Origin of the sequence: Enterococcus termitis (assembly GCF_001730305.1) — a bacterium.
Taxonomy (GTDB): domain Bacteria; phylum Bacillota; class Bacilli; order Lactobacillales; family Enterococcaceae; genus Enterococcus_L; species Enterococcus_L termitis.
On the sequence record NZ_MIJY01000012.1, the window covers coordinates 241,666 to 260,392 of the forward strand.

Here is an 18,727-nt window from a genome sequence, read left to right on the forward strand (position 1 = left end):
AAGATATCTCTAAATCACTCTCCTAACATAGCTACAAAACATCTTTTTCAGTCATATCAGGAATATTTCTTATTCTTTTTAAAACATCTTTAGCAATATCCTTTCCAAACATATCTTCAAATTCATTTAATTGTGCAAGACTAAAAACTTCTGCATCCCCAGAATTTAACCTAGCTCTTAACTCTTGAAGCGATTCACTCATCATAAACAAATTTTTAAATTGGTCTTCTAAGTCTTCACCTTGATATACTAACGAAACTTCATGATAAACAAAAATCTCAATACTAAGCAGTACCCCTGATTTCGTAAAAATTAATACCACTCCTTTCATTAAAAATAATCATTTTCATCTAGACATTTTTTTCTCAAACTTTTTAGCATTTTCAATTATCGTTTGACAATATCCTTCACAATGCCTTCACAAGCTCCAGCAATCAATGTTTCAAAAATATCACTTCTGATAACTCCATCTTCATCTGCCCATTTTTTAGCAGAAGCAACAGATAGTTGATAATTTTCAGATTCATAATAAAGCTTTTCAACTTGATCAGATTTTAATTCAGTCTTGCCTAACACATAATCAAAAACCTCTTTTTTGATTTGATCTAAATATTCTGTAACAGTCATACTAGGAATATTATTTAATTGTTTCAAAATTTCTTCTGAAATATATTCACCATACGTATCTTCAAATTCATGTAATTGTCCAATATCGCATGTTTCTGCATCCCCAGAATTCAACCTAGCTCTTAGCGTTCGGAACGATTCACTCATCATAAATAAGTTTTTGAACCGCTCTTCTAAATCTTTGCCTTTATAATGCAAAGATACTTCCTTAAACACATATCGTTCAATGTGTACCAAAACTTCTTCTTTTGTAAACATTAGCACCACTCCTTCTATTGGTAATAATTATTTTTAATCTCATCTTCAACAACTAATAATTCTCGATTAAATAATGTACGAATTTCAGATTCAGAAACACCACCTTCTATGCGAATCTTTTCAACAAACATTTCCATGTTTTTAAAACATTTTGCTGAAATCAATTTTTTAAACAAAAAAGGAAGCTCTAACAGTTCATCTTCTGTAGGCTTCCGTTTAAAATATTTTTCACAACTCTTGATATTATTAGTCATTTCATTAACAATTTCATTCTGCAAATTTTCCCAAAAATATGAAATTGCCATTTCACTTGATATCAAACTCATTTTCTCTACCTCATTCTATTAATTTAAACTGTAGGTCTCACACCACAAACTTTATTAAGTCTCTTTTCTAAAATGACCCTTTAATATAGACATCACAATCATCAACACTATTATATGGACGTTCTACCAAATAAGTTTTTATACCTTTGCGACAATTCTTAATCTCTCGTGTTAAATAAGGATTGTCTTCTACTATTCCTGTTATCCCATACGCATCCAAAAATAGCATTTTGCTATACTCATTTGTACAAACCAGTTTATCATATCTAATATTATGTGTATCTAACCATTCGGAAGTTACTGTAGAACTCCAACCAAAACGCTTTGTCATAATGATTACATGATCATATCCACTTGCAATCTCCATTATTTTTTTGGTGGCAATTTCATCAATTTCAACATTTTTATAGAAATAAAATGCATTTTCTAACCATTTTAGTTTTTCAAATTCTTTTGTCATTCCCAAAACTTTAGTAACATCATAATCTGTCAATTCACTCGGCTTAATTTTTCTCCCTAACCATTTACTGTAAAGTTGACATTCTAATTCATTACCCGTCAAGGTTCCGTCAATATCAATAGCTATAATCTCCATTTTTCGCCTCCTAATCATCTAATTTGAATATAATATTCGTATAAACATACCCTCTATCATTATCTGATTCTAATTTTCGATCATGATAATTTTTGATCCAATATAGAGATTTTACCGTTGCAAAATTTGGTGCTTTAACTATTAATTCCCCTTTTGCTGGTAACTCTACCGTTACATTTTCAAGTCCTTCGGCTCCTCCTTTTGCTTTATTCACCACTGATAGCCATTCCTCATTTGAAAACATTTCACCATTATTGTATAAAGGCTCGACAATAAGTTTAAGTGCTTTCACCTCTCCATCTACTAATACATATCTGTACCAATAATCAGAAAAAATTTTATTATAAGTTTCTGCAAGTTTCGGGTTTTTTGCATAAGCAATGATAGTAAATGGATTTTTCATTTCAATAAAACCATTTCCATATTTTTTAAATTTGTTGGCTAAATCTTTAATGATCTCTCTTTTTTCCTCACTAGTCATTGGTATTTTTGTATATTTATCTGTTTTAAACAATAAATTTAACAAAGAATATTTCCCTAACTGACGTTGAATGTTTAGTTTTTCTTGATAACTAGTAGGAAATATTTCAACTGTTTCTAAATCTGAAAGCTGATATTCAATCCCCCAACTAGCTAACTTTTTACATACCTCTTCTTTTTGACGTAATCTTTCCCCACGTTCTGAATGATCTTCTAGCTCCCCTTGTTCATCCATCGCTTGAATTGCACCACTTTCAAAAATAAACTCAACTTTATCAACTTTTTCTGCATCTTTTCGTAGCATCATTTCCATATCTTTGGACGTTGGAAAAATAACGAGCCGATATTTCAGAACTTTTTTGTTGATCCCAATAACGTCATGGGAAACCTCAGCTAAATTTAAAATCGAACAAAACTCATCTACAGCTTTCTTGCTGTCTTCCAGCTCCTGTAAATAAATATCATTTACCAAAATTTCTACATTTTGCTGTTTTCCTAAAATCCTTAACACATCAACATCATATTCACAACGTGGCATAACTTCCAATTTGTCTTCTTCTAAAATTTTAGGATTCGCTTCTAGTTCAATAGCTTTTTCCAATACTATATGAAGGCGATCTGTAAGTTCATTTATTTTTTCCATAACCTCACCCCATTTTTATATTTAATTTTTTCATGAATTGATAAGGAATTCTTTTTTTTATATCACGACCACTGGATAAAAATATACCCTCATTCAAAATCTTACTTTCGAATTGAGCCGACATATTCCAACCTTGCTTACGTAATGTATTATAAAAATATCGGAATTGACCTTTCCTTTCTTGTATTTTTGGAATCAGAATATCCAGCGTTGCACAATATACATATCTGTAATACCACCCGTCAATTTCTTCCCTAGTAAATAAAAAATAGCTTCCATCTTGACCACATAATTGAATATTCCCTAAGACTTTTTCGCTATTTTTTTCTAACCACGATTCAATAAGTATCGTTCGAATTCCTATTTTATCGGCTTCTATACAGATTGTACTATCTCGGATACGGTTAGTATATTCAGCATGTAATGCATACCATAAAGTATCTACTTCTGAACCAGACACTGTAGTAGTATCACCTAAAAATAATTTACCAACAGACAATACATTACTCATTTAATTCAATCCTTTCTTCTCAATGAATTTTTCAAACTCAATTTGACGAATATCTTTATCTGTCAATTCTGCTCGATCCATAAGTTCCCTCAACCAAAGAGCAAATCCTTGTTTACCTAAAGAAAGTTCAATAATCTTCAAACGTTTCGCCCATTGCAATTCAATGCAACGCATTGATCTTTCCAAACTAGGCTCTTCTCTTTTTTTATTCAACTTCACCTTTTTCCACGAGCCGAACACTTCATAAAATTCTTTATAAAAAACTAATTCTATATTGCCTTGACTGTCCACTTGTTCGTCATAAACCTCGAATTTTGATAACAACAAATTGATTGCTATATCATCTAAAGGAACACCATTTATATAGTCTGAAAAAACTTGCTCATTATAATCTTTTCCAAGTTCTAACTCGTAGCGATTCCAAATACCATATTCTTCTATCACTTCACCTACATTCATTCGCATTTTACTAGCCAGTTCATACCGCTTTTCATAAAAACGAACAAACATACCTTCACCACCACGAGCACCATAATAAAGTGTTAACCCCCCATGATCCTCTCTAAATTTCTTTTCCTGCTCTCTATACACTTGAAAATCAGTATTAATCAATTCCTTATCCCTACGCTTTTTCAACTCGTATAAATCAAAATTCCCATTGATCGGATCATACATTTCATCAATCGCTATATCTAGTCGAGTTGAATGCAACCGAGAATAATATCCTCTAGAAGAATACCAAGACGGATCTAAAACTCTTGCTAACCACTCACGAAAAGTCAAACCAATACTTTCTAAATATTGTTCTAACTCATAAACACCCATACCTGTTAAGTCCAGCAAAATACCTTGACGAGAATCAGACGTTCGATCAAATACAACAATATTTCCACAACTATATTTCGCTTCATAATTATGCTTACTTGATTCTTCCATCACAAAATACTTCATCGGAATACCAATGACTTTTTCTAAAATTGTTCGTATTGTACTATCAAAAAATGTAAACTTTAAATAATCAAAATGAACGTGTAATTGATAAGAACTTTCTGAAACCAAACCCAAATTTTCTTTTATTTGTTTTACTTTGTCATCTGGTATTGGATATTTTTCTCTTTCATAATCTGACAACATCGCTCTAGATATGCCCACCTTTGGAGAAAAAGTTCTCAACGTATACCCTAATCTTTTTCGTATCTTTTTTAGCTCATCACCAGTCAAACGCACGTCTCCTTACCATTCGGACAAGATATCAATTTTTGTCCGACAAATTTTTATCAATGAAATCCTTTCGTATCAAAGGTTTAAAGGTTCTATTATTTATTTATTCGTTTTTTCTGCACCCCGTATTACCAATCGGGGTGCTGGGAAATTAGAGGGCTACGCCCTCTAATTCACTTCGTGCATCTTGCAAGCAATATGCACGTGCATTTTTACGTGGTGATTGCTTACGCAACCACAAAATGCACGCACATTTCACTTGCAGACACACTCGTGTTATTCACCTACTGTTAAGCATTAAAACTACAATTCTTCCACCTCTATTATTTCAATATCTTCCTCAATTATTCTTACTCTTCGGATTGCATCTTTTTTATTCACTGCTGGTACTTTCATTCCATAACGTTCTCCATTTTTTAAATATTTAACTAAATAAGGTTGTACTTCATATACTTCTCCAATCACTCGATGCAAAGGCATAACTTATTCCTCTCTTTCTATCCTCTTTTATCCACTGGATAACGTTGGTTATAGTCTTCAGGCAATAAAAAAAGACGATCAATCATTTCTGATAAATTCGCCCCTTGCTTTCTATTTTCATTAAGTTTCTCCAACAATTTTACTTCGTCCTCGTCTAGCATTAATTGCGGAACTGGATTTCCATACACATAGTGAGGGTTTTTCATATCAATTTTTCTAGTAAAACGAAACTCTGTTCTTTCTTCAATCTTAACAATCCAGCTACGCAAAGTTCTTTCTTTCATTTTTAAAAAGTCACAGACTTCAATTATTGTATAATATGTCAAAAAAAGACACCCTCCTTACATTCATTTTTAAATATGCGTTACAATTCTTCACCTATTAAATCAATCAGTAAATATCAATTGTAAAAGAAACAAAAAGAAAAAGATCAAACTGAACACTTGCCCCAACTTATTATCCAAACACCAAAAAGCTATGAAACCAATTACAGTTGTCAGTAGTACAATAAATATGAAGCGTTTATCATCACCAATCATTTCTTCCCTCCCATAATTACCAAATTTTGATCTTTACATAAAAAAATACGGAATTTAAACTGTCTCTTTTTGTCGTTTTTTTACTTTTTCAGAATAAGAAACACCTTCCAGAAGTGCCTCCGCCTTTTCATTTTTCTCTTTTATCATTTCCGCTCTATGTTCGCTTCTAGTTGATTCAATTTGTTCTCTTTCCTCACTAACAAATTGATCTCCATAAATATCCTCCAGTATTTCTTTGTCTTCCTCGGTAACTTCTACTGCATCAACATCTGTAAAAGGCATTGCAGGAAAGTTTTTGAAGAACTCAACAAAATCAAAGGTCTTGTCCACTAATGCTGAATACAGTTCTTGTGGAACTCCTGCGCCAACATCAATATAACCACGTCCAACAACGCCATACTTATTAATGAACGCTTTATTTTTATTATCATCACCAAAGGTCATAATATACCCCTGTTCTGATAGACGACCTAATGATACTTTACACATTAAATTGTCTCGAATAGCCGAACGGATAACATCTGTACCAGCTTTTTGAGTAGCCAAAATAAAGAACACTCCAGCTTGTCTAGCTTTCAATACTAACGGCGTAATACTTTCATAAAGTTTTTCTTCTGTAAGTGCATCATCTCTACCATATTTATCCAAAACAGAAACAAATGCTGCCCATTCATCTACAATAAAAAATTCTGGTTTCATTCCATAATAACGATAGTTTTTACCGATCGTATAATTGGGTTGTTTCTTCATGTGTAAGAAACGTTTATCCATCAATTCTACCGCTTCTTGCATCTGTTTGAAGATATCTTTTTTATCAGAAGCAACCAATCCTTTAAATGCATCAAAGTTTCCTAAATCAGCTAAATCAGCATTTTTAGGATCAGCAATATGCACACGACCTTCTTTACCTAAAGCAGAGATCAAAGAATAGATAAAGTACGTTTTTCCTCCACCAGTACCACCAGTGATTAACATATGCGGCAGAGCATCATATTCCCAAACAACACCTTTCATCAATTCTACTTTTCCATCTTTGGCACTCAAATCTTCAAATTTGATTCGTTTACTTTGAACATCAATCAAGTAACAGAAAGTCACAAAGCCTTGTTCTCTTTTTACTGCTGTTAAGTCTGCTAAATACATGTCTTCTAGTGGTCTCCCAATTTGAAGAAATTTATCTTGAAATTTATTTCCAATTTTAAATGTAAATTCATCTGTATCACCATTCGCTCGGTAATATACCTTTGGAAATCTTCTAGTTTCTTTTTGTCCTTTTTCTGTTTTTTTGGTCTTCTTTATCACAAACTCATTTTCATCTAAGTATTCTGCTAGCATCTGTTTCTTATATTGTTTTGCAAAAAAGCCCCCTCGTAATTGTGATGATCGAATAACAATAACCGAAAAGAATATACTAAAAACAATTCCAGCGATTGTAACAACAACTGGTATTATAAACGGTTGTATTGTATATTCTCCATTCATTTTTTCTACCATCGGATAAGTAATAAAGAAATGATAGACACCTAAGAGTACAAAAAAAGGACTACAGATTCCTAGTCCATACTTAAATAATAAATTTCTATGAAGCATACGAATGCGCCTACCACGATAGACAAACAACTTATTCACTTTGGTTCTTTCCCTCCTCCAATTTTTCAACTTTTGTTTGAAGCGCACTCCACACACCTAAGTTTATTTTTCCGTCTAAGATCATTTGTTTATGTTGTTCTGGTGTAAGCCCGCTATTTTCTATTGCTTTAGCAACCTTAAACATTTTTACCTGTTCGTTAGTGGCTGGTATTGTACCATTAAGTGTGTACCATTGTAAACACTTGTTGAATTCACCACTGACCAAAGAATATGACATACATTCCCCATTTTCTAAAATCTTATAAACACCATATTCATCCGCATAATACTCCCCGACCACAAAAGGTGGGTTACTATTTTCTTTTTCCATTAATCTCAACATGTTATGTGTCATTTTCAACAAATCACCCTCTAAGCTATTCGGAAAATTATACGATCCATCTAAAAACATAAAAAAATGTTGAAATCTATCTCTTAGTTCTTTTTGGTACCATTCTAACGTTTTCTCTGCCATTCTTGTTCCTCCTTCTACCATTGAACAAATCTCGATCGAATTATTGTTCTTTCATTATCAATCGGCTCCCCATAATTTCCAGCCATAGACTGAAATCGTTCATCTATAAAACATAATTCTTCTTTAATCAAATATGAATTGCCAGTGTACTCTTTATCAAAAATTACTGAACTTACTGGGAACGACTGTCTTATTCCTCTATTTTCACTAACATAAATGTAATAATACACATAGTCTCCGTCCACTAGCACATCACGCCTGAACATATCAGAATCTAAATAAAAACGTCCTTTTGGATCAGCAATAACATTTTCTGCTGAATTAATGATAGGAAAAAGTAATCTTCTATCTACTTCACGCCATTCTTTTTTTGCTTGATAAATATATTCCTTAGTTAACTGATGAGTTTCTGAAATAATATTGAAGTAAATAATTACGACAGCCCCAATTGCACCAAAAAAAACAGCCGTATGGAACATATTATCAACTGTCAACGAAAGCAAGCAAACACTTAGATAAACCAATATTCCGCCTAGTATCTCTCTGTAAATGACCACTTCTGCATTTTTTTCATATTCCTCAAATGTATATCTTCCTTTATCAAATTTTACTTTTGATTGAAATTTCTTAAACACTAGATCACCTCACACACAATATTTTTCAAGCCACAAATCCTTATTCCAAAACATTTTATCTAATTCATTCATTTCTTCATAGGATTCCCAATTCAATAAACCAGCCGAGACTTGTTGCCCAAAATCAGTTGTATAAATTGCTTTTAAACAAAGTTCTTTATTTTCTGGAGCAAGCCTTCTATAGTCTGCAAACGTAAACCATGTTTCTTTTTCTTCATTCACAACAATCTTTTTACGCTTATCTGATTTCTTCTTTAAAAAAATAGTCAAACTTGCTAAAGGCAATATGATAATCGTTCCAAGTGGTAGCCATACATTGTTTATCATCACGCCATATATGCACCACAATACAGTATTAACGCCTACAAGCATTTGAGTTCCAATACTAACCCCTGCTAATGCTTGCGGATCATTTCTATTCTTCCATGTCGTCTTTGCTTGTGGAATCCATAGTATAAGGCTGGTCAAATTTGCTAGTGCTCCTATAATATCTGTTATCATACTTTTTCATCCCTCTCAAAATTTTTTATCTTTTTTTCTAGAGATTCCAGTTTTTCTTTAGAGTACTCTATTGACGATTCTAAATTTTCAATTCTCCTCAACAAATTAATTGAACTTCTTTCACTGGCATACACAGAAAATGACACAAAGAAATAGAAAAACACAATCATCATTCCAAAGAAAATTAGCTCCTTATTAGACCGAACAACTAAAAAGAACACCCCTCCACTTAATAATGGAAGAAAAAAAATAGGATACCTACACATCCAAATAATTAGTCCTTTAAAAAAATTTGTATCTGAAAGTTTTTCATAAAAAGATAATTCCTTTTTTAAATTCTTCAGCTGACCTTCACACCTACCTAATTCCCCCTTCAAAACATCCAACTTTAAACGCTCTTTTACATTAACCTCCATAAGATCCCCCACTCACTTATAATATTTTTCAACCCATCTTTTATATTGTCTTGCTTTTTTCTTACAGTACTTTTTATTAAACGATTTACTTTTCAAAGATAGTTTATGTTTCCTTCTTAATCCCATTATCCTTAACACATCCTATCTTTTTATTTGCTTTGTCCATACTATCAACAAACCTTACATTTTTAGGTAAGTAATTTTTAATAGATTTAAACTCTCCTTTCGAGTCAACAACAACAATTTTAGTCGCTTTCAATCGCTCTCTTATTACATGCTCTTTTGCTTTACAAGATAGTTCATTTCTCAACTGCAACGGCGGTATACCTACAAACATTTCTTGTTCCACATCCTACTCTCCCTTCCTATCGCATCCATGAACAACCACGAATAGAATATCCTCATTCCAATATTTACTGATCACTAATAAATACAGATTGTTTTTTTCTTCTGCTTTCCAACAATGTTTTACTCATCATTTTATAAGCAACTCTAAATTGATTGTTGCTAAGTTTAGCAGTATTCAGGCAAATAAAATCACTATCTTTATTTTCCTTTAGAAATTGTCTAATGTACTTTCTAATTCTGAACTTATTCATTTTTCTCTCCCTTTCTAAATAAAAATCTTCCGCTTACTAATCTCTCTAGCAAACGGAAGAATCTGTTTATTATTTGTTTTTAAATATCCTCGTTCTAGCACAAACGCCATGTAAGACCCTACTTTCTTTACCATAGCATTTTCATTGAAACCTTCAAAATAGCACTTAATTATTTTTGTTTCTCCTTTACTTTTATTGTAGGAATACTTAATAAAGTCATACGTAGTTCGATTGTTTCTTGTTGTAGGTTCAATAACCAAATAATAATAGCGTGTCTCCAGCATATAGATTTCTACTCCATTATTTTCTAAAGCCAAGAAGCCCATTTTCACCATTATTTGTGATAATTTCTGTTCATTCATAGCAATTCACCTACTTAATAAGCGACTAGCCTTTGACAACTAACCGCCTGATTTTTATTTAATTATTTCTTATTGTCTCCTCCACCTGCTGGTTGCGATGGTTTAGTAGCACCTTTCTTTTTGATATCGATTGCTTCAATTGTTACAACCATATTCGGCATTGAGCCATTATTCATATTCCGTTCAAACACTTTAGGTTCAACTAATTCAATTTCATCGTCCATCTCAAATTTTGACAAATCGATCATTGGATTGTCATCTAAATCAATTTTAACACGGAACTCTGCTCCTTGATTTTCTGACAACACCTCAAAACGAACCGCTGTTACTTCACCACGTTCACCGTCTTCACCACGGCTTTCTTGATCTGCAATTTGTTCTAAGAATCTAAGATTTCCGAATGTTTTTTCAAAATCGATTAATGGTGTAATATCGTTTCCTTCTACTTTAATTGATGACATATTATTTTTCCCCCTTAATTTTCAGTCCATCGCCAACAACACTACGTTCAACGAATCCTACATAATTTGTTTCTTGTCTACCGCTTGCATTTGTTGATTGTGACGAATTTACACGCCCCACAGAATGAAGACGTGGATTTTCTAACGTTACTTCCTGATTAGGCTTTACAGCCACACCAGCACGAGCAGGCACAATATATTCAAAAGCCCCGAACTCTTTATTTCGTAGTGAATAGATTTTTACCGCCATCTGTTTACCGTCAATCGTCATCTGTCTTTGTTCTACTCGCCCATTAGCCTTTGTACCCGCTAACTTTTCAGATTTCATAATAATATTTTTTAATGTTGCCATTCTTACACTCTCCTATTTATATAATTTATTTTTTTCTATTGATTCTTTCAATGTTTTACAAGGGAAATTGTTATAGCCATTTTCATCAACCTCGTTAGTAATGTATGTTGGCATTAGATAAACCCCATCATATCCCTTTTCAACTGCAAAATATTCTGTTTGATCTCTATTCTCACAACAATATACTTCACCATAAATAGGCATTTCATAACAAGACCATTCTTCATGATTTAGATTTTCTGCTATAAGCATTTTTTCGATCAAAACTACATCCCCACTAATCATGCTACATAGTTTTTTTCTTGTTTTTTCATCCAGTTTTTCTAGATACATTCGATCAGATTTACTTAGTAATAGTTTCATTCTGCCCTCCATCATGAAGTATATAATTATTCCCGAATTAACCTACATACTCGATAATTTCTCCGCTAACTCCTTCAAAATAGTTGCCTTCGAATTCCATATCTCTACCTAATTTAAAATAATCAATGTAGAATTCTACTCTATCGCCCAAAGCCGATTCAATACCACCACAGCTCTCAACATACTCTATTGCAACATCTTCCATTTCAGTTTCTCCAGTGAATACAAAATTATCACCTTCACTATCAAGTATTTCCTCAATATCTTCATACTCAGTCAAACGAATTAGGTTTTTACGAACCACCTCTGGCAAATCCTCTATTCTTTCAGCTAAATCATTTAAAAAATCCAAATCTGTATCAAATAGTTTAAAAGGCGCTTCATAATCAACTACCACAAACTCTTCAATAGTTTCATCACCCACAATTTTACGAACAGTTGCTTCAATACCACTTACAGAAGTTGGTAAAGTAAACCAAGAACCTACATTAGGTTTCGAATAAGGCGCTACAAAAACTTTTATTTCATCCATTTACTATTCCTCCTTTATTTTACTTGATTATTCTTTTCAATCTTTTTTGCCAAATCAATTAAAGCGTCTGATACAGCATAAATTTCCTCAGCATTATCTTTATTACTATCAATCGATTCTAAAAAAAGAGTGGACAAATTCCTTAATTTAATAGGGTTACCCAAATCTCCATTTTCCTTCTCTTTCATATCAATCATTGCGTTTATTCTTCCATCCACTATATACATCAGCTTTTCGTAACACTTTAAAAATTCACTTTTAATTAAACTTTTAGGCATGCCTTCTTTCGAAAAGTCAGATTCGAACCTCATGCAAAGTTGATGACAACACGAAGATAATTCCTCCCCGACTTCTGATTTCATATCGTGAATATCTGATTCAAATCTAATACCGTTTACACTTTTCATTTTTAACATACGATCAACATCTGCAAAAAACATTTTTTCCAATTCAATCCACAACATTTCTACACCTTCAACTGTTTGCAGATTACCACTCATACACTCACATCCTTCTTTTTACAATTAGAAATAAAATAGTGAATTTCCTCTTCACAATGAGAAAACGTTCGATCAAACCATTTTCTTAAATCTTCTTTACAAAAGCTTTCAGGTGAATTAGCTAAATAATCTTTCAACCCATTACTTAAAAAGAAATTACAACTATTTTTTAGGTCAATATATTCACCTTCTGTGAATTGAGATTCATATTGCTTTGTTTTGGAAAGAGCTAACTCCAACTCTTCGTTTCTCCATAACGCCCAATAGTAAGTAATAGTACGATATGTTCGAACCATCATAATAGCACCCCATTTCTATTAAATTTTGTTGTCAATAAAAGTCTGCATCACACTAAATTCATACAAAAAAAAGAAGAAATTTTAATCACTTCTTCTTAGTTATTTTTTTCTGATTTTTCTTCTGATAAATCAGCTTTCTTTTTACGTTTTAGATACATACCACTTTATTCTTTTTTCGTGATTATAAATTCTAGATTACTTTCAAATTTTTCATGAGATTTTCTATCGTCCACCTACAATCAATAGGACGTATTCCTTTATCAATTCTTTCTTGAATCCTCAACGACGATGATATGATATTTCGTAAATCCTGCAAATCACCATTAACCGCACCATCGCATGAAATAATACTATTATCCTTTAAATCAACAACATAAAATGGAATCTCATTTATTTTTTTATTTCCTCTCAAAATATACGCAATAGCTGCATGAGTATTATCACACCAGTAACGACCAGATAAATCTTTTACAATTCTAACAGGTCTTTTAAAATTACGATTATTTTGCATTGCGATAATTCTTCTATATTCATCCAAAATAGTAGCTTGGCGATGTGAACCTAATATAGTATTTTCATATCCCCCCTCCGTCGATAGTTTATAAATTTTATATGCACTCTCACTATCAATTAAAGCTACATGCTTACTTTCTAAATCACTAATAAATATTTCAAGTATCTCGCTCGGCATAGTTTCAACACAACGTTCTTCAAATATGCATTTCAGTCCATAAACCCCTTCTCTCACGACCAGCCTCCTTTATTTTTTAATTACATTTACACTCCAAAAAAATAAGAAGAAGTTTTTATCACTTCTTCTTATTTATTCTCTTCTGTTTTTTCTTCTGATAAATCAGTTTTCTTTTTACGTTTTAGATACATAGCACCGCCTACACCTAAAATCAATAGCAAGCCTACTACAGTAGCCCCACGCATCATTTCTTCACCAGTGTATGGTAAGGATTGCGTTTCCTTTGGTGTCTCTTTTGGTGTTTCCTCTTTAGGAATATCTTTTTTCGGCGTCTCTTTTACCACAGGTTTAATATCTTGTTCTGGGTCTTTTCCATCTGGATTGTGTTCAGTGTCTTTCTTTGGCTTCTCTTCATCATAATTATATCCATCTTCGCTAAAATACCAACGTGTATTTTCATCTGCTTTTTTGTCTTTCCGATAGTCATAGTCAGCAATCACACGTTCAGTCATTTCTTTGTCTGTTACTTCATAATCGACTAAACCTGAACTCCAAACAACTTCTGTTGTCTTTTTGCCCTCTTTATCAGTATAAACAGCATGTAATTTCACTTCTTTAGCACGTTTCGTACCAATTTCAATATTTTTGTGAGTTAAAATACTATCATCATAAAACTTAGCTTCTTCCCCCCATACAAAAGTGTTCGTTTCACCATCTCCTGTATGTGCTTTTGTAGAAATACCAACAGTAGGTTCCTCATTTACAGTCGCTTTGTCTTTAAGAGTATAAGTGCCTAGATCAACGTTTTCACCTTTTGAAAGTTCTTCTTGTGTTAATGTTTCTTCATTTAATACATTACCGCTTTTTTGATCGGTAACTGTAAAAGTAAATGATTTTGTTTCTTTATCATAAGAATGTTTAATTTCAATTGGGTCAACTGGATCATAGCCCTCAACACCTTTTGTTTCTTCAATAACATAATCATCTAACGGCAAATCTTTAAATTGTAAATAACCTTTCTTACCGTCGACTGTAGCTGTAGTTTCAACAAATTCTTCACCTGTACGGCTATTTGTCGCTGTAAATTCTACGCCATTTTTAAACATTTCATTGGTTGCATTTTGAATCAATTTTTGCCAATCAATATTCATACGAATAACATCGTCATTACTTTTACTATCTTTTACAACTACTGGTGTATCTTGATCTTTATACGTTAATTCAACAACATGTTTTTCTGGATCAAGAGTATAACCAACTGGAGCGACTGTTTCTTTCCAGTAGTAATTTCCTAATGGTTGTTTGTCGATCGTTGCTGTTTGTTTTTCATCTAGATCAAATTCTTTCACTAACGTACCATCTTCTTTAAACCAGCCATATTTTGCACCAGTCATTGGATAATTAGGATTTAACGGTTTATCAGTTTCAGTCGTTTTATCCACTTTTGTTAGTGTTGATTTACCTGTTGCACGTTCATTTCTAAATTCAACTGGTGTTACTTGACCAGCTTTTACCGTTACTTTCTTAGTATTGTTTTTCGCTTTCACATATGGAGCAGGCACGAATGTTTCTGTAATTTCAACTTCTGTTCCGTCATAAACATCTTTCAATAGCCCTTCACCTTTAGCATCAGTTTTCACTTTTTGAGTTTTACCGTCCGAAAGGTTTTTCATGTCAAACTCGGTATTTGGTACTGGTTCACCTGTTCCTTCATCAAGCTTCGTTACTTTGATATCTCCAGTTTTAATAACTTTTATACTAATTTCAAAGTAGTTCGGATCATCAATTGCACCAGCCATTACTTGTTGCGATCCTGCTAAAGAATAAGCAACTGGCGTTCCTTCATCGACTGATTTATACAATCTTAGAATACCGTCTTCTTTCGAATCTTTTGTTGGAGTAATTGTTAATTTATTTCCATCAATAGACCAACCCACATTTGCATCACTTTTCGGACTCATAGTATCGAATCTACTTAAACCAACATTATCAGTATCTGTTAAAGTAATTGATTCACCTACTTTTACAGTTACTTTTTCTTTATCAAAACTAGGTTTTTTCTCGTAATCTGCAATAATTTGATTGATTTTTGATTTTACAGCACCAACATCTATTAAGGAACCGTCTGGTCGTCGTAAGTAATCAATTGTTTTGCCCTGCTGATGTTCCCAGAGCATAATTTGCGCTACCTGTTGCGTGTCTTCATCATTACCTGCATACTTCCATAAAACTGTTAAAAATTTTGATCGTTGGTCATTCGCAAACGCAGGCAAAGGATTGGACGTGTAACCAGGAGTTACTGCATTGACGATCGGCACTGCTGGTTCAATACAAAAAATCGGTTGTCTTTTACCTTCATATACTGCATACAAAGGCGGAATACGTTCGTCAAAAAATGTACCATCTTTATTGGTTCCTTTTGCTACATACATTTTATTATTGTCATACTCAACCGTTACTTCTTTTGGGAAAAGTACTCCAGCATTTGCAACCACTGGTAAAACAGATGATGATACCACCTGCCCCAGCACAACTAAACTAGCAAATAAATATTTTGCTTTCTTCTTAAAATTGATTTTCTTCATAATTTCCTCCTGTTTTTTTATTTGAAATAGTTCTTCATTGTCGGCGGTTCTCTACTCCGAATACTTATAAATATCACCTCTTTCTAATTTTTTTGATACAAAAAAAGCAACCTCTATTTAAGAAGTTGCTTTTACATCTATTTATTAATAAGGACGAATATATCCATCCGAACTATCATATCCACCATAGCCATTATCAGCAATCCAATCCATTAATTCTCCACTTCCAATAGGAAATGGCGGATTTATCCAACCTGCTGGCGGTCCTGCTGGTTGTATCGGTTCTGGTGTAGGCTCTGGAGCTGGAGGAGCAGGTGTTTGTGTTCCTCCTGCATTCCCATTATTTGCAGGTGCTGTTGGCGCTACGTTTTGATTTGATCCAGTGCCATTATCTGTTACTGGAGTTTGTGGTTCGTAGTAGCCTGTTTCTTGCCCTGCGCCTGCTTGTGGTGTTTGTTGTTGCGCTTGATCTGTTTGTTGCCCTGTTACATCTGCTACTTGTTGTTCTGCACCATCCGTTGTTTGAGCTACATTATCAGTAGTCGCTTTTGCTTCTGGTGTTTGTTGTGAAACTTTTCCAGATTCTTTTTTCTTATCTTCCTTCTCTTTATTTTTTTTTTCAATTTCAGATTTTACTTTTGCTAATTTATCAGATAACTCTTTTTTAGCTTTAGCATTTTTAATCTTGTCTACTTCTTTTTTTGCTACATCATATTTTTTCTGATCTGTATTCAAGACTTTTTCTTTGTAAACCTGTTCTACCGCTTTTTTAGCAATATCAATTTGTTGCAACTGATTTTCAGCATTATCAATCATATTATTTATATTGATTTGCCATGCATCTTTAGTTTTCGTGACGAAATATTTTTCTTTTACATTCTTTACTGTTTCACTTTGCAAATCATTTTTGATCGCAATTTTTTTAGCATCATCATTATCAATAATTGCTTTCTCAAATAAATCATTTACTGCTGTTTCAGTATCATTTTTTAACTTCTCTTTCTCAATCCTTGCAATTCGTGCCTGTTCTTGTGCCTTTTGATCATCTGCATAAACTTTATACCCAAAAGAACCTACTAATAAAATTGCGATACTAACAGTGAATACACCCATTTTTTGTTTCTTTGTCATTTTTTTCAACTGTTCATTTAATTTCATTTTTTTATCCTCCTGTAAATAATATTATTCACCTAAAAAGATTGAAAGTCAATCCTAATTACTAATCATTTTTTGATTACAGTCACCACAAATAATATTCACTTCTTTCGTTGCCCTAACTGTTTGAGAACAAGACACACATACATATTTTCTGGTACTTGATCTTGTTGATTTTTTCTCTTTCAGTGTCGTCTTACGATACATTGATATCTTCTCATAAATGTTATTACTTCGCACATAATCAATCAACTCTTTAGTTGGTTCTGTTACACTCCATCCAATTCTAGGTTCATAAGAAATTAACAAACCCCTTTTCTCCGATTCTTCTTTAAAACGCTTATTATGATAAGTATTCCCTCTTGAAGTATCTTTAATACTATTTTCTGCACAATATTGATGTACCATCTCATGAACTAATGTGGCAATAATATTTTCAATCTTTCTGTTCAATGTCTCTGCCCCTAGATTTATTTCATAAGCTTTTTTTCTTACTACAGTCCATACTTGCTTTGTTGTAAAATGTCCGTATGAAGAAGGTGTACTTTGGATCGTTATTACACTTTTTGAAAGTGCACTTTCAAAATATTTAGTATTAAGATCATCAAATGCAATCTCCAACATTTCTAGCTTCTCAGAAAGTAATTTTTCCATTTTAATCAACCATACGTGCTTTTCTAGTTTTACCAGATACTCTATGAATTAAAAGCATATCGTTTCTTGATAACTGTCTTACTAACCATTTATCTGGGTTAAGAAATTGATTGCCAATTTTCTGTTGCCCGATTAATTCTTTCTGTTTCCTCGTTGGTCTTTTTCCTTGTTTCATTAATATCTTCCTTTCATAATTGAGTTGACCGTTTCTTCTACCATTCGTTTTCCAAACTCACTTAAAAAGAACCAATATGTTCCCACCATTAATAAAATAGCAAGCGCACAAAACAAAAAATATCCTACCAATTCCATAAATTCCTCGCCTTCTTGTCTTTTCCTTTCTTTATCTCTTTTGCTTTCTGCTTTTTTGATTTTAGTTTCTTCCAAAAATTTCAACCCACCGACATCAACAAACCTTTGAAATTCTTTTTCTCTTTCCTCTTTCTTTCTCATTATCATCACCTTTATTTTTCTACTAAAAATCCAGTAAGTGTTAAAATTTTTAAAGCAAAATGATTTAATTCTTCTTTAGTCAACATTGGTTGAATCCCCATTGTCAATAACATATATTCTGCGTCTTTAGGCTCATGTTCATTCGGAATGAACTCTCTAATTTCAGTACAAGTACAACCTTCCGCATCTGAAAGAAAAATCGAATCTCCCCACCTGTCCAATGAGAACTCTAAACCTGTATAAGTTAGTCTTTTCTCCATTTATTCACAACCTCTTTTCTCGCTGGCATTTTCTTCATTTCCTTTTTATTCTAATATTTTGTATTGAATTTCTAAGTCCTACTAAAAGAAAACTAGTTTAAATTTCCCTTTAGTAGAACATGGAA

31 protein-coding genes are annotated in these 18,727 nt (G+C 32.8%); all 31 read right to left on the bottom strand.

Annotated elements, in window-relative coordinates; all coding sequences use genetic code 11:
• Positions 1 to 31: 31 nt before the first annotated feature.
• Positions 32 to 331 (bottom strand): hypothetical protein, encoded by a 300-nt coding sequence (locus BCR25_RS08495; RefSeq protein ID WP_069663186.1) that lies wholly within the window; start codon positions 329 to 331, stop codon positions 32 to 34.
• A gap of 56 nt (positions 332 to 387) precedes the next feature.
• Positions 388 to 885: a hypothetical protein gene (locus BCR25_RS08500; protein ID WP_069663187.1), complete on the bottom strand. Its 498-nt coding sequence runs from the start codon at positions 883 to 885 to the stop codon at positions 388 to 390.
• A gap of 14 nt (positions 886 to 899) precedes the next feature.
• Entirely contained in the window at positions 900 to 1,211 is a 312-nt protein-coding gene (locus BCR25_RS08505; protein ID WP_069663188.1) for a hypothetical protein, read from the bottom strand.
• Positions 1,212 to 1,278: 67 nt separating this feature from the next.
• Entirely contained in the window at positions 1,279 to 1,806 is a 528-nt protein-coding gene (locus BCR25_RS08510; protein WP_069663189.1) for a hypothetical protein, read from the bottom strand.
• Between the two features lie 10 nt (positions 1,807 to 1,816).
• Positions 1,817 to 2,929: a hypothetical protein gene (locus tag BCR25_RS08515; protein WP_069663190.1), complete on the bottom strand. Its 1,113-nt coding sequence runs from the start codon at positions 2,927 to 2,929 to the stop codon at positions 1,817 to 1,819.
• Between the two features lie 4 nt (positions 2,930 to 2,933).
• Positions 2,934 to 3,440: a hypothetical protein gene (locus BCR25_RS08520; protein WP_069663191.1), complete on the bottom strand. Its 507-nt coding sequence runs from the start codon at positions 3,438 to 3,440 to the stop codon at positions 2,934 to 2,936.
• Positions 3,441 to 4,661: a replication initiation factor domain-containing protein gene (locus BCR25_RS08525; protein ID WP_069663192.1), complete on the bottom strand. Its 1,221-nt coding sequence runs from the start codon at positions 4,659 to 4,661 to the stop codon at positions 3,441 to 3,443.
• A 303-nt stretch (positions 4,662 to 4,964) separates the two neighbouring features.
• Entirely contained in the window at positions 4,965 to 5,141 is a 177-nt protein-coding gene (locus tag BCR25_RS20345; protein WP_169819000.1) for a hypothetical protein, read from the bottom strand.
• 17 nt (positions 5,142 to 5,158) lie between these two features.
• Positions 5,159 to 5,467, bottom strand: a complete 309-nt coding sequence (locus tag BCR25_RS08530) for a hypothetical protein (protein ID WP_069663193.1) — start codon at positions 5,465 to 5,467, stop codon at positions 5,159 to 5,161.
• Positions 5,468 to 5,527: 60 nt separating this feature from the next.
• A complete protein-coding gene (locus tag BCR25_RS20350) occupies positions 5,528 to 5,680 on the bottom strand; it encodes a hypothetical protein (RefSeq protein WP_169819001.1) in 153 nt (50 codons plus the stop codon).
• A gap of 54 nt (positions 5,681 to 5,734) precedes the next feature.
• Positions 5,735 to 7,309, bottom strand: coding sequence for a cell division protein FtsK (locus tag BCR25_RS08535; RefSeq protein ID WP_139124555.1), 1,575 nt, complete (start codon positions 7,307 to 7,309; stop codon positions 5,735 to 5,737).
• A complete protein-coding gene (locus BCR25_RS08540; RefSeq protein ID WP_069663194.1) occupies positions 7,302 to 7,784 on the bottom strand; it encodes a hypothetical protein in 483 nt (160 codons plus the stop codon). Before BCR25_RS08540 ends, BCR25_RS08535 begins: the two co-directional genes overlap by 8 nt.
• A 14-nt stretch (positions 7,785 to 7,798) precedes the next feature.
• A complete protein-coding gene (locus tag BCR25_RS08545; RefSeq protein WP_069663195.1) occupies positions 7,799 to 8,419 on the bottom strand; it encodes a hypothetical protein in 621 nt (206 codons plus the stop codon).
• 9 nt (positions 8,420 to 8,428) lie between these two features.
• Positions 8,429 to 8,920: a SemiSWEET family sugar transporter gene (locus BCR25_RS08550; RefSeq protein WP_069663196.1), complete on the bottom strand. Its 492-nt coding sequence runs from the start codon at positions 8,918 to 8,920 to the stop codon at positions 8,429 to 8,431.
• Positions 8,917 to 9,336 (bottom strand): hypothetical protein, encoded by a 420-nt coding sequence (locus BCR25_RS08555; RefSeq protein WP_069663197.1) that lies wholly within the window; start codon positions 9,334 to 9,336, stop codon positions 8,917 to 8,919. The genes BCR25_RS08550 and BCR25_RS08555 overlap by 4 nt, the downstream gene beginning before the upstream one ends.
• 103 nt (positions 9,337 to 9,439) lie before the next feature.
• On the bottom strand, positions 9,440 to 9,685 hold the full coding sequence (locus BCR25_RS08560; protein ID WP_069663198.1) for a hypothetical protein: 246 nt from the start codon (positions 9,683 to 9,685) through the stop codon (positions 9,440 to 9,442).
• A gap of 64 nt (positions 9,686 to 9,749) precedes the next feature.
• Positions 9,750 to 9,935 (bottom strand): hypothetical protein, encoded by a 186-nt coding sequence (locus BCR25_RS08565; protein ID WP_069663199.1) that lies wholly within the window; start codon positions 9,933 to 9,935, stop codon positions 9,750 to 9,752.
• Between the two features lie 14 nt (positions 9,936 to 9,949).
• On the bottom strand, positions 9,950 to 10,297 hold the full coding sequence (locus BCR25_RS08570; RefSeq protein WP_069663200.1) for a hypothetical protein: 348 nt from the start codon (positions 10,295 to 10,297) through the stop codon (positions 9,950 to 9,952).
• Positions 10,298 to 10,359: 62 nt separating this feature from the next.
• Positions 10,360 to 10,758: a DUF961 family protein gene (locus tag BCR25_RS08575; protein WP_069663201.1), complete on the bottom strand. Its 399-nt coding sequence runs from the start codon at positions 10,756 to 10,758 to the stop codon at positions 10,360 to 10,362.
• 1 nt (position 10,759) lies between these two features.
• Positions 10,760 to 11,110, bottom strand: a complete 351-nt coding sequence (locus tag BCR25_RS08580) for a hypothetical protein (protein ID WP_069663202.1) — start codon at positions 11,108 to 11,110, stop codon at positions 10,760 to 10,762.
• Positions 11,111 to 11,122: 12 nt separating this feature from the next.
• Positions 11,123 to 11,473 (bottom strand): hypothetical protein, encoded by a 351-nt coding sequence (locus tag BCR25_RS08585; RefSeq protein WP_069663203.1) that lies wholly within the window; start codon positions 11,471 to 11,473, stop codon positions 11,123 to 11,125.
• Positions 11,474 to 11,510: 37 nt separating this feature from the next.
• On the bottom strand, positions 11,511 to 12,005 hold the full coding sequence (locus BCR25_RS08590) for an antirestriction protein ArdA (RefSeq protein ID WP_069663204.1): 495 nt from the start codon (positions 12,003 to 12,005) through the stop codon (positions 11,511 to 11,513).
• A 14-nt stretch (positions 12,006 to 12,019) separates the two neighbouring features.
• On the bottom strand, positions 12,020 to 12,505 hold the full coding sequence (locus BCR25_RS08595) for a hypothetical protein (RefSeq protein WP_069663205.1): 486 nt from the start codon (positions 12,503 to 12,505) through the stop codon (positions 12,020 to 12,022).
• Positions 12,502 to 12,804: a hypothetical protein gene (locus BCR25_RS08600; RefSeq protein WP_069663206.1), complete on the bottom strand. Its 303-nt coding sequence runs from the start codon at positions 12,802 to 12,804 to the stop codon at positions 12,502 to 12,504. The genes BCR25_RS08595 and BCR25_RS08600 overlap by 4 nt, the downstream gene beginning before the upstream one ends.
• Before the next feature lie 190 nt (positions 12,805 to 12,994).
• Positions 12,995 to 13,552 (bottom strand): hypothetical protein, encoded by a 558-nt coding sequence (locus BCR25_RS08605; protein ID WP_069663207.1) that lies wholly within the window; start codon positions 13,550 to 13,552, stop codon positions 12,995 to 12,997.
• A 71-nt stretch (positions 13,553 to 13,623) separates the two neighbouring features.
• The gene (locus tag BCR25_RS08610; protein WP_069663208.1) at positions 13,624 to 16,080 is read right to left on the bottom strand and encodes an MSCRAMM family protein; all 2,457 of its coding nucleotides are present in this window, start codon (positions 16,078 to 16,080) and stop codon (positions 13,624 to 13,626) included.
• A 144-nt stretch (positions 16,081 to 16,224) separates the two neighbouring features.
• On the bottom strand, positions 16,225 to 17,238 hold the full coding sequence (locus BCR25_RS08615) for a hypothetical protein (RefSeq protein ID WP_069663209.1): 1,014 nt from the start codon (positions 17,236 to 17,238) through the stop codon (positions 16,225 to 16,227).
• A gap of 54 nt (positions 17,239 to 17,292) precedes the next feature.
• On the bottom strand, positions 17,293 to 17,889 hold the full coding sequence (locus BCR25_RS08620) for a SprT-like domain-containing protein (RefSeq protein ID WP_069663210.1): 597 nt from the start codon (positions 17,887 to 17,889) through the stop codon (positions 17,293 to 17,295).
• Between the two features lies 1 nt (position 17,890).
• A complete protein-coding gene (locus tag BCR25_RS20355) occupies positions 17,891 to 18,064 on the bottom strand; it encodes a DUF6906 family protein (RefSeq protein ID WP_169819002.1) in 174 nt (57 codons plus the stop codon).
• A complete protein-coding gene (locus tag BCR25_RS08625; RefSeq protein ID WP_069663211.1) occupies positions 18,064 to 18,342 on the bottom strand; it encodes a hypothetical protein in 279 nt (92 codons plus the stop codon). Before BCR25_RS08625 ends, BCR25_RS20355 begins: the two co-directional genes overlap by 1 nt.
• An 11-nt stretch (positions 18,343 to 18,353) precedes the next feature.
• The gene (locus BCR25_RS08630; RefSeq protein ID WP_069663212.1) at positions 18,354 to 18,602 is read right to left on the bottom strand and encodes a hypothetical protein; all 249 of its coding nucleotides are present in this window, start codon (positions 18,600 to 18,602) and stop codon (positions 18,354 to 18,356) included.
• Between the last annotated feature and the right edge of the window lie 125 nt (positions 18,603 to 18,727).

Excerpts from the sequence above, each read along its gene's own strand:
- BCR25_RS08495 (WP_069663186.1), bottom strand. The coding sequence starts at position 331 with ATGAAAGGAGTGGTATTAATTTTTACGAAATCAGGGGTACTGCTTAGT.
- BCR25_RS08500 (WP_069663187.1), bottom strand. The coding sequence starts at position 885 with ATGTTTACAAAAGAAGAAGTTTTGGTACACATTGAACGATATGTGTTT.
- BCR25_RS08505 (WP_069663188.1), bottom strand. The coding sequence starts at position 1,211 with ATGAGTTTGATATCAAGTGAAATGGCAATTTCATATTTTTGGGAAAAT.
- BCR25_RS08510 (WP_069663189.1), bottom strand. The coding sequence starts at position 1,806 with ATGGAGATTATAGCTATTGATATTGACGGAACCTTGACGGGTAATGAA.
- BCR25_RS08515 (WP_069663190.1), bottom strand. The coding sequence starts at position 2,929 with ATGGAAAAAATAAATGAACTTACAGATCGCCTTCATATAGTATTGGAA.
- BCR25_RS08520 (WP_069663191.1), bottom strand. The coding sequence starts at position 3,440 with ATGAGTAATGTATTGTCTGTTGGTAAATTATTTTTAGGTGATACTACT.
- BCR25_RS20345 (WP_169819000.1), bottom strand. The coding sequence starts at position 5,141 with ATGCCTTTGCATCGAGTGATTGGAGAAGTATATGAAGTACAACCTTAT.
- BCR25_RS20350 (WP_169819001.1), bottom strand. The coding sequence starts at position 5,680 with ATGATTGGTGATGATAAACGCTTCATATTTATTGTACTACTGACAACT.
- BCR25_RS08540 (WP_069663194.1), bottom strand. The coding sequence starts at position 7,784 with ATGGCAGAGAAAACGTTAGAATGGTACCAAAAAGAACTAAGAGATAGA.
- BCR25_RS08550 (WP_069663196.1), bottom strand. The coding sequence starts at position 8,920 with ATGATAACAGATATTATAGGAGCACTAGCAAATTTGACCAGCCTTATA.
- BCR25_RS08555 (WP_069663197.1), bottom strand. The coding sequence starts at position 9,336 with ATGGAGGTTAATGTAAAAGAGCGTTTAAAGTTGGATGTTTTGAAGGGG.
- BCR25_RS08565 (WP_069663199.1), bottom strand. The coding sequence starts at position 9,935 with ATGAATAAGTTCAGAATTAGAAAGTACATTAGACAATTTCTAAAGGAA.
- BCR25_RS08570 (WP_069663200.1), bottom strand. The coding sequence starts at position 10,297 with ATGAATGAACAGAAATTATCACAAATAATGGTGAAAATGGGCTTCTTG.
- BCR25_RS08575 (WP_069663201.1), bottom strand. The coding sequence starts at position 10,758 with ATGTCATCAATTAAAGTAGAAGGAAACGATATTACACCATTAATCGAT.
- BCR25_RS08580 (WP_069663202.1), bottom strand. The coding sequence starts at position 11,110 with ATGGCAACATTAAAAAATATTATTATGAAATCTGAAAAGTTAGCGGGT.
- BCR25_RS08585 (WP_069663203.1), bottom strand. The coding sequence starts at position 11,473 with ATGAAACTATTACTAAGTAAATCTGATCGAATGTATCTAGAAAAACTG.
- BCR25_RS08590 (WP_069663204.1), bottom strand. The coding sequence starts at position 12,005 with ATGGATGAAATAAAAGTTTTTGTAGCGCCTTATTCGAAACCTAATGTA.
- BCR25_RS08595 (WP_069663205.1), bottom strand. The coding sequence starts at position 12,505 with ATGAGTGGTAATCTGCAAACAGTTGAAGGTGTAGAAATGTTGTGGATT.
- BCR25_RS08600 (WP_069663206.1), bottom strand. The coding sequence starts at position 12,804 with ATGATGGTTCGAACATATCGTACTATTACTTACTATTGGGCGTTATGG.
- BCR25_RS08610 (WP_069663208.1), bottom strand. The coding sequence starts at position 16,080 with ATGAAGAAAATCAATTTTAAGAAGAAAGCAAAATATTTATTTGCTAGT.
- BCR25_RS08615 (WP_069663209.1), bottom strand. The coding sequence starts at position 17,238 with ATGAAATTAAATGAACAGTTGAAAAAAATGACAAAGAAACAAAAAATG.
- BCR25_RS08620 (WP_069663210.1), bottom strand. The coding sequence starts at position 17,889 with ATGGAAAAATTACTTTCTGAGAAGCTAGAAATGTTGGAGATTGCATTT.
- BCR25_RS20355 (WP_169819002.1), bottom strand. The coding sequence starts at position 18,064 with ATGAAACAAGGAAAAAGACCAACGAGGAAACAGAAAGAATTAATCGGG.
- BCR25_RS08625 (WP_069663211.1), bottom strand. The coding sequence starts at position 18,342 with ATGAGAAAGAAAGAGGAAAGAGAAAAAGAATTTCAAAGGTTTGTTGAT.
- BCR25_RS08630 (WP_069663212.1), bottom strand. The coding sequence starts at position 18,602 with ATGGAGAAAAGACTAACTTATACAGGTTTAGAGTTCTCATTGGACAGG.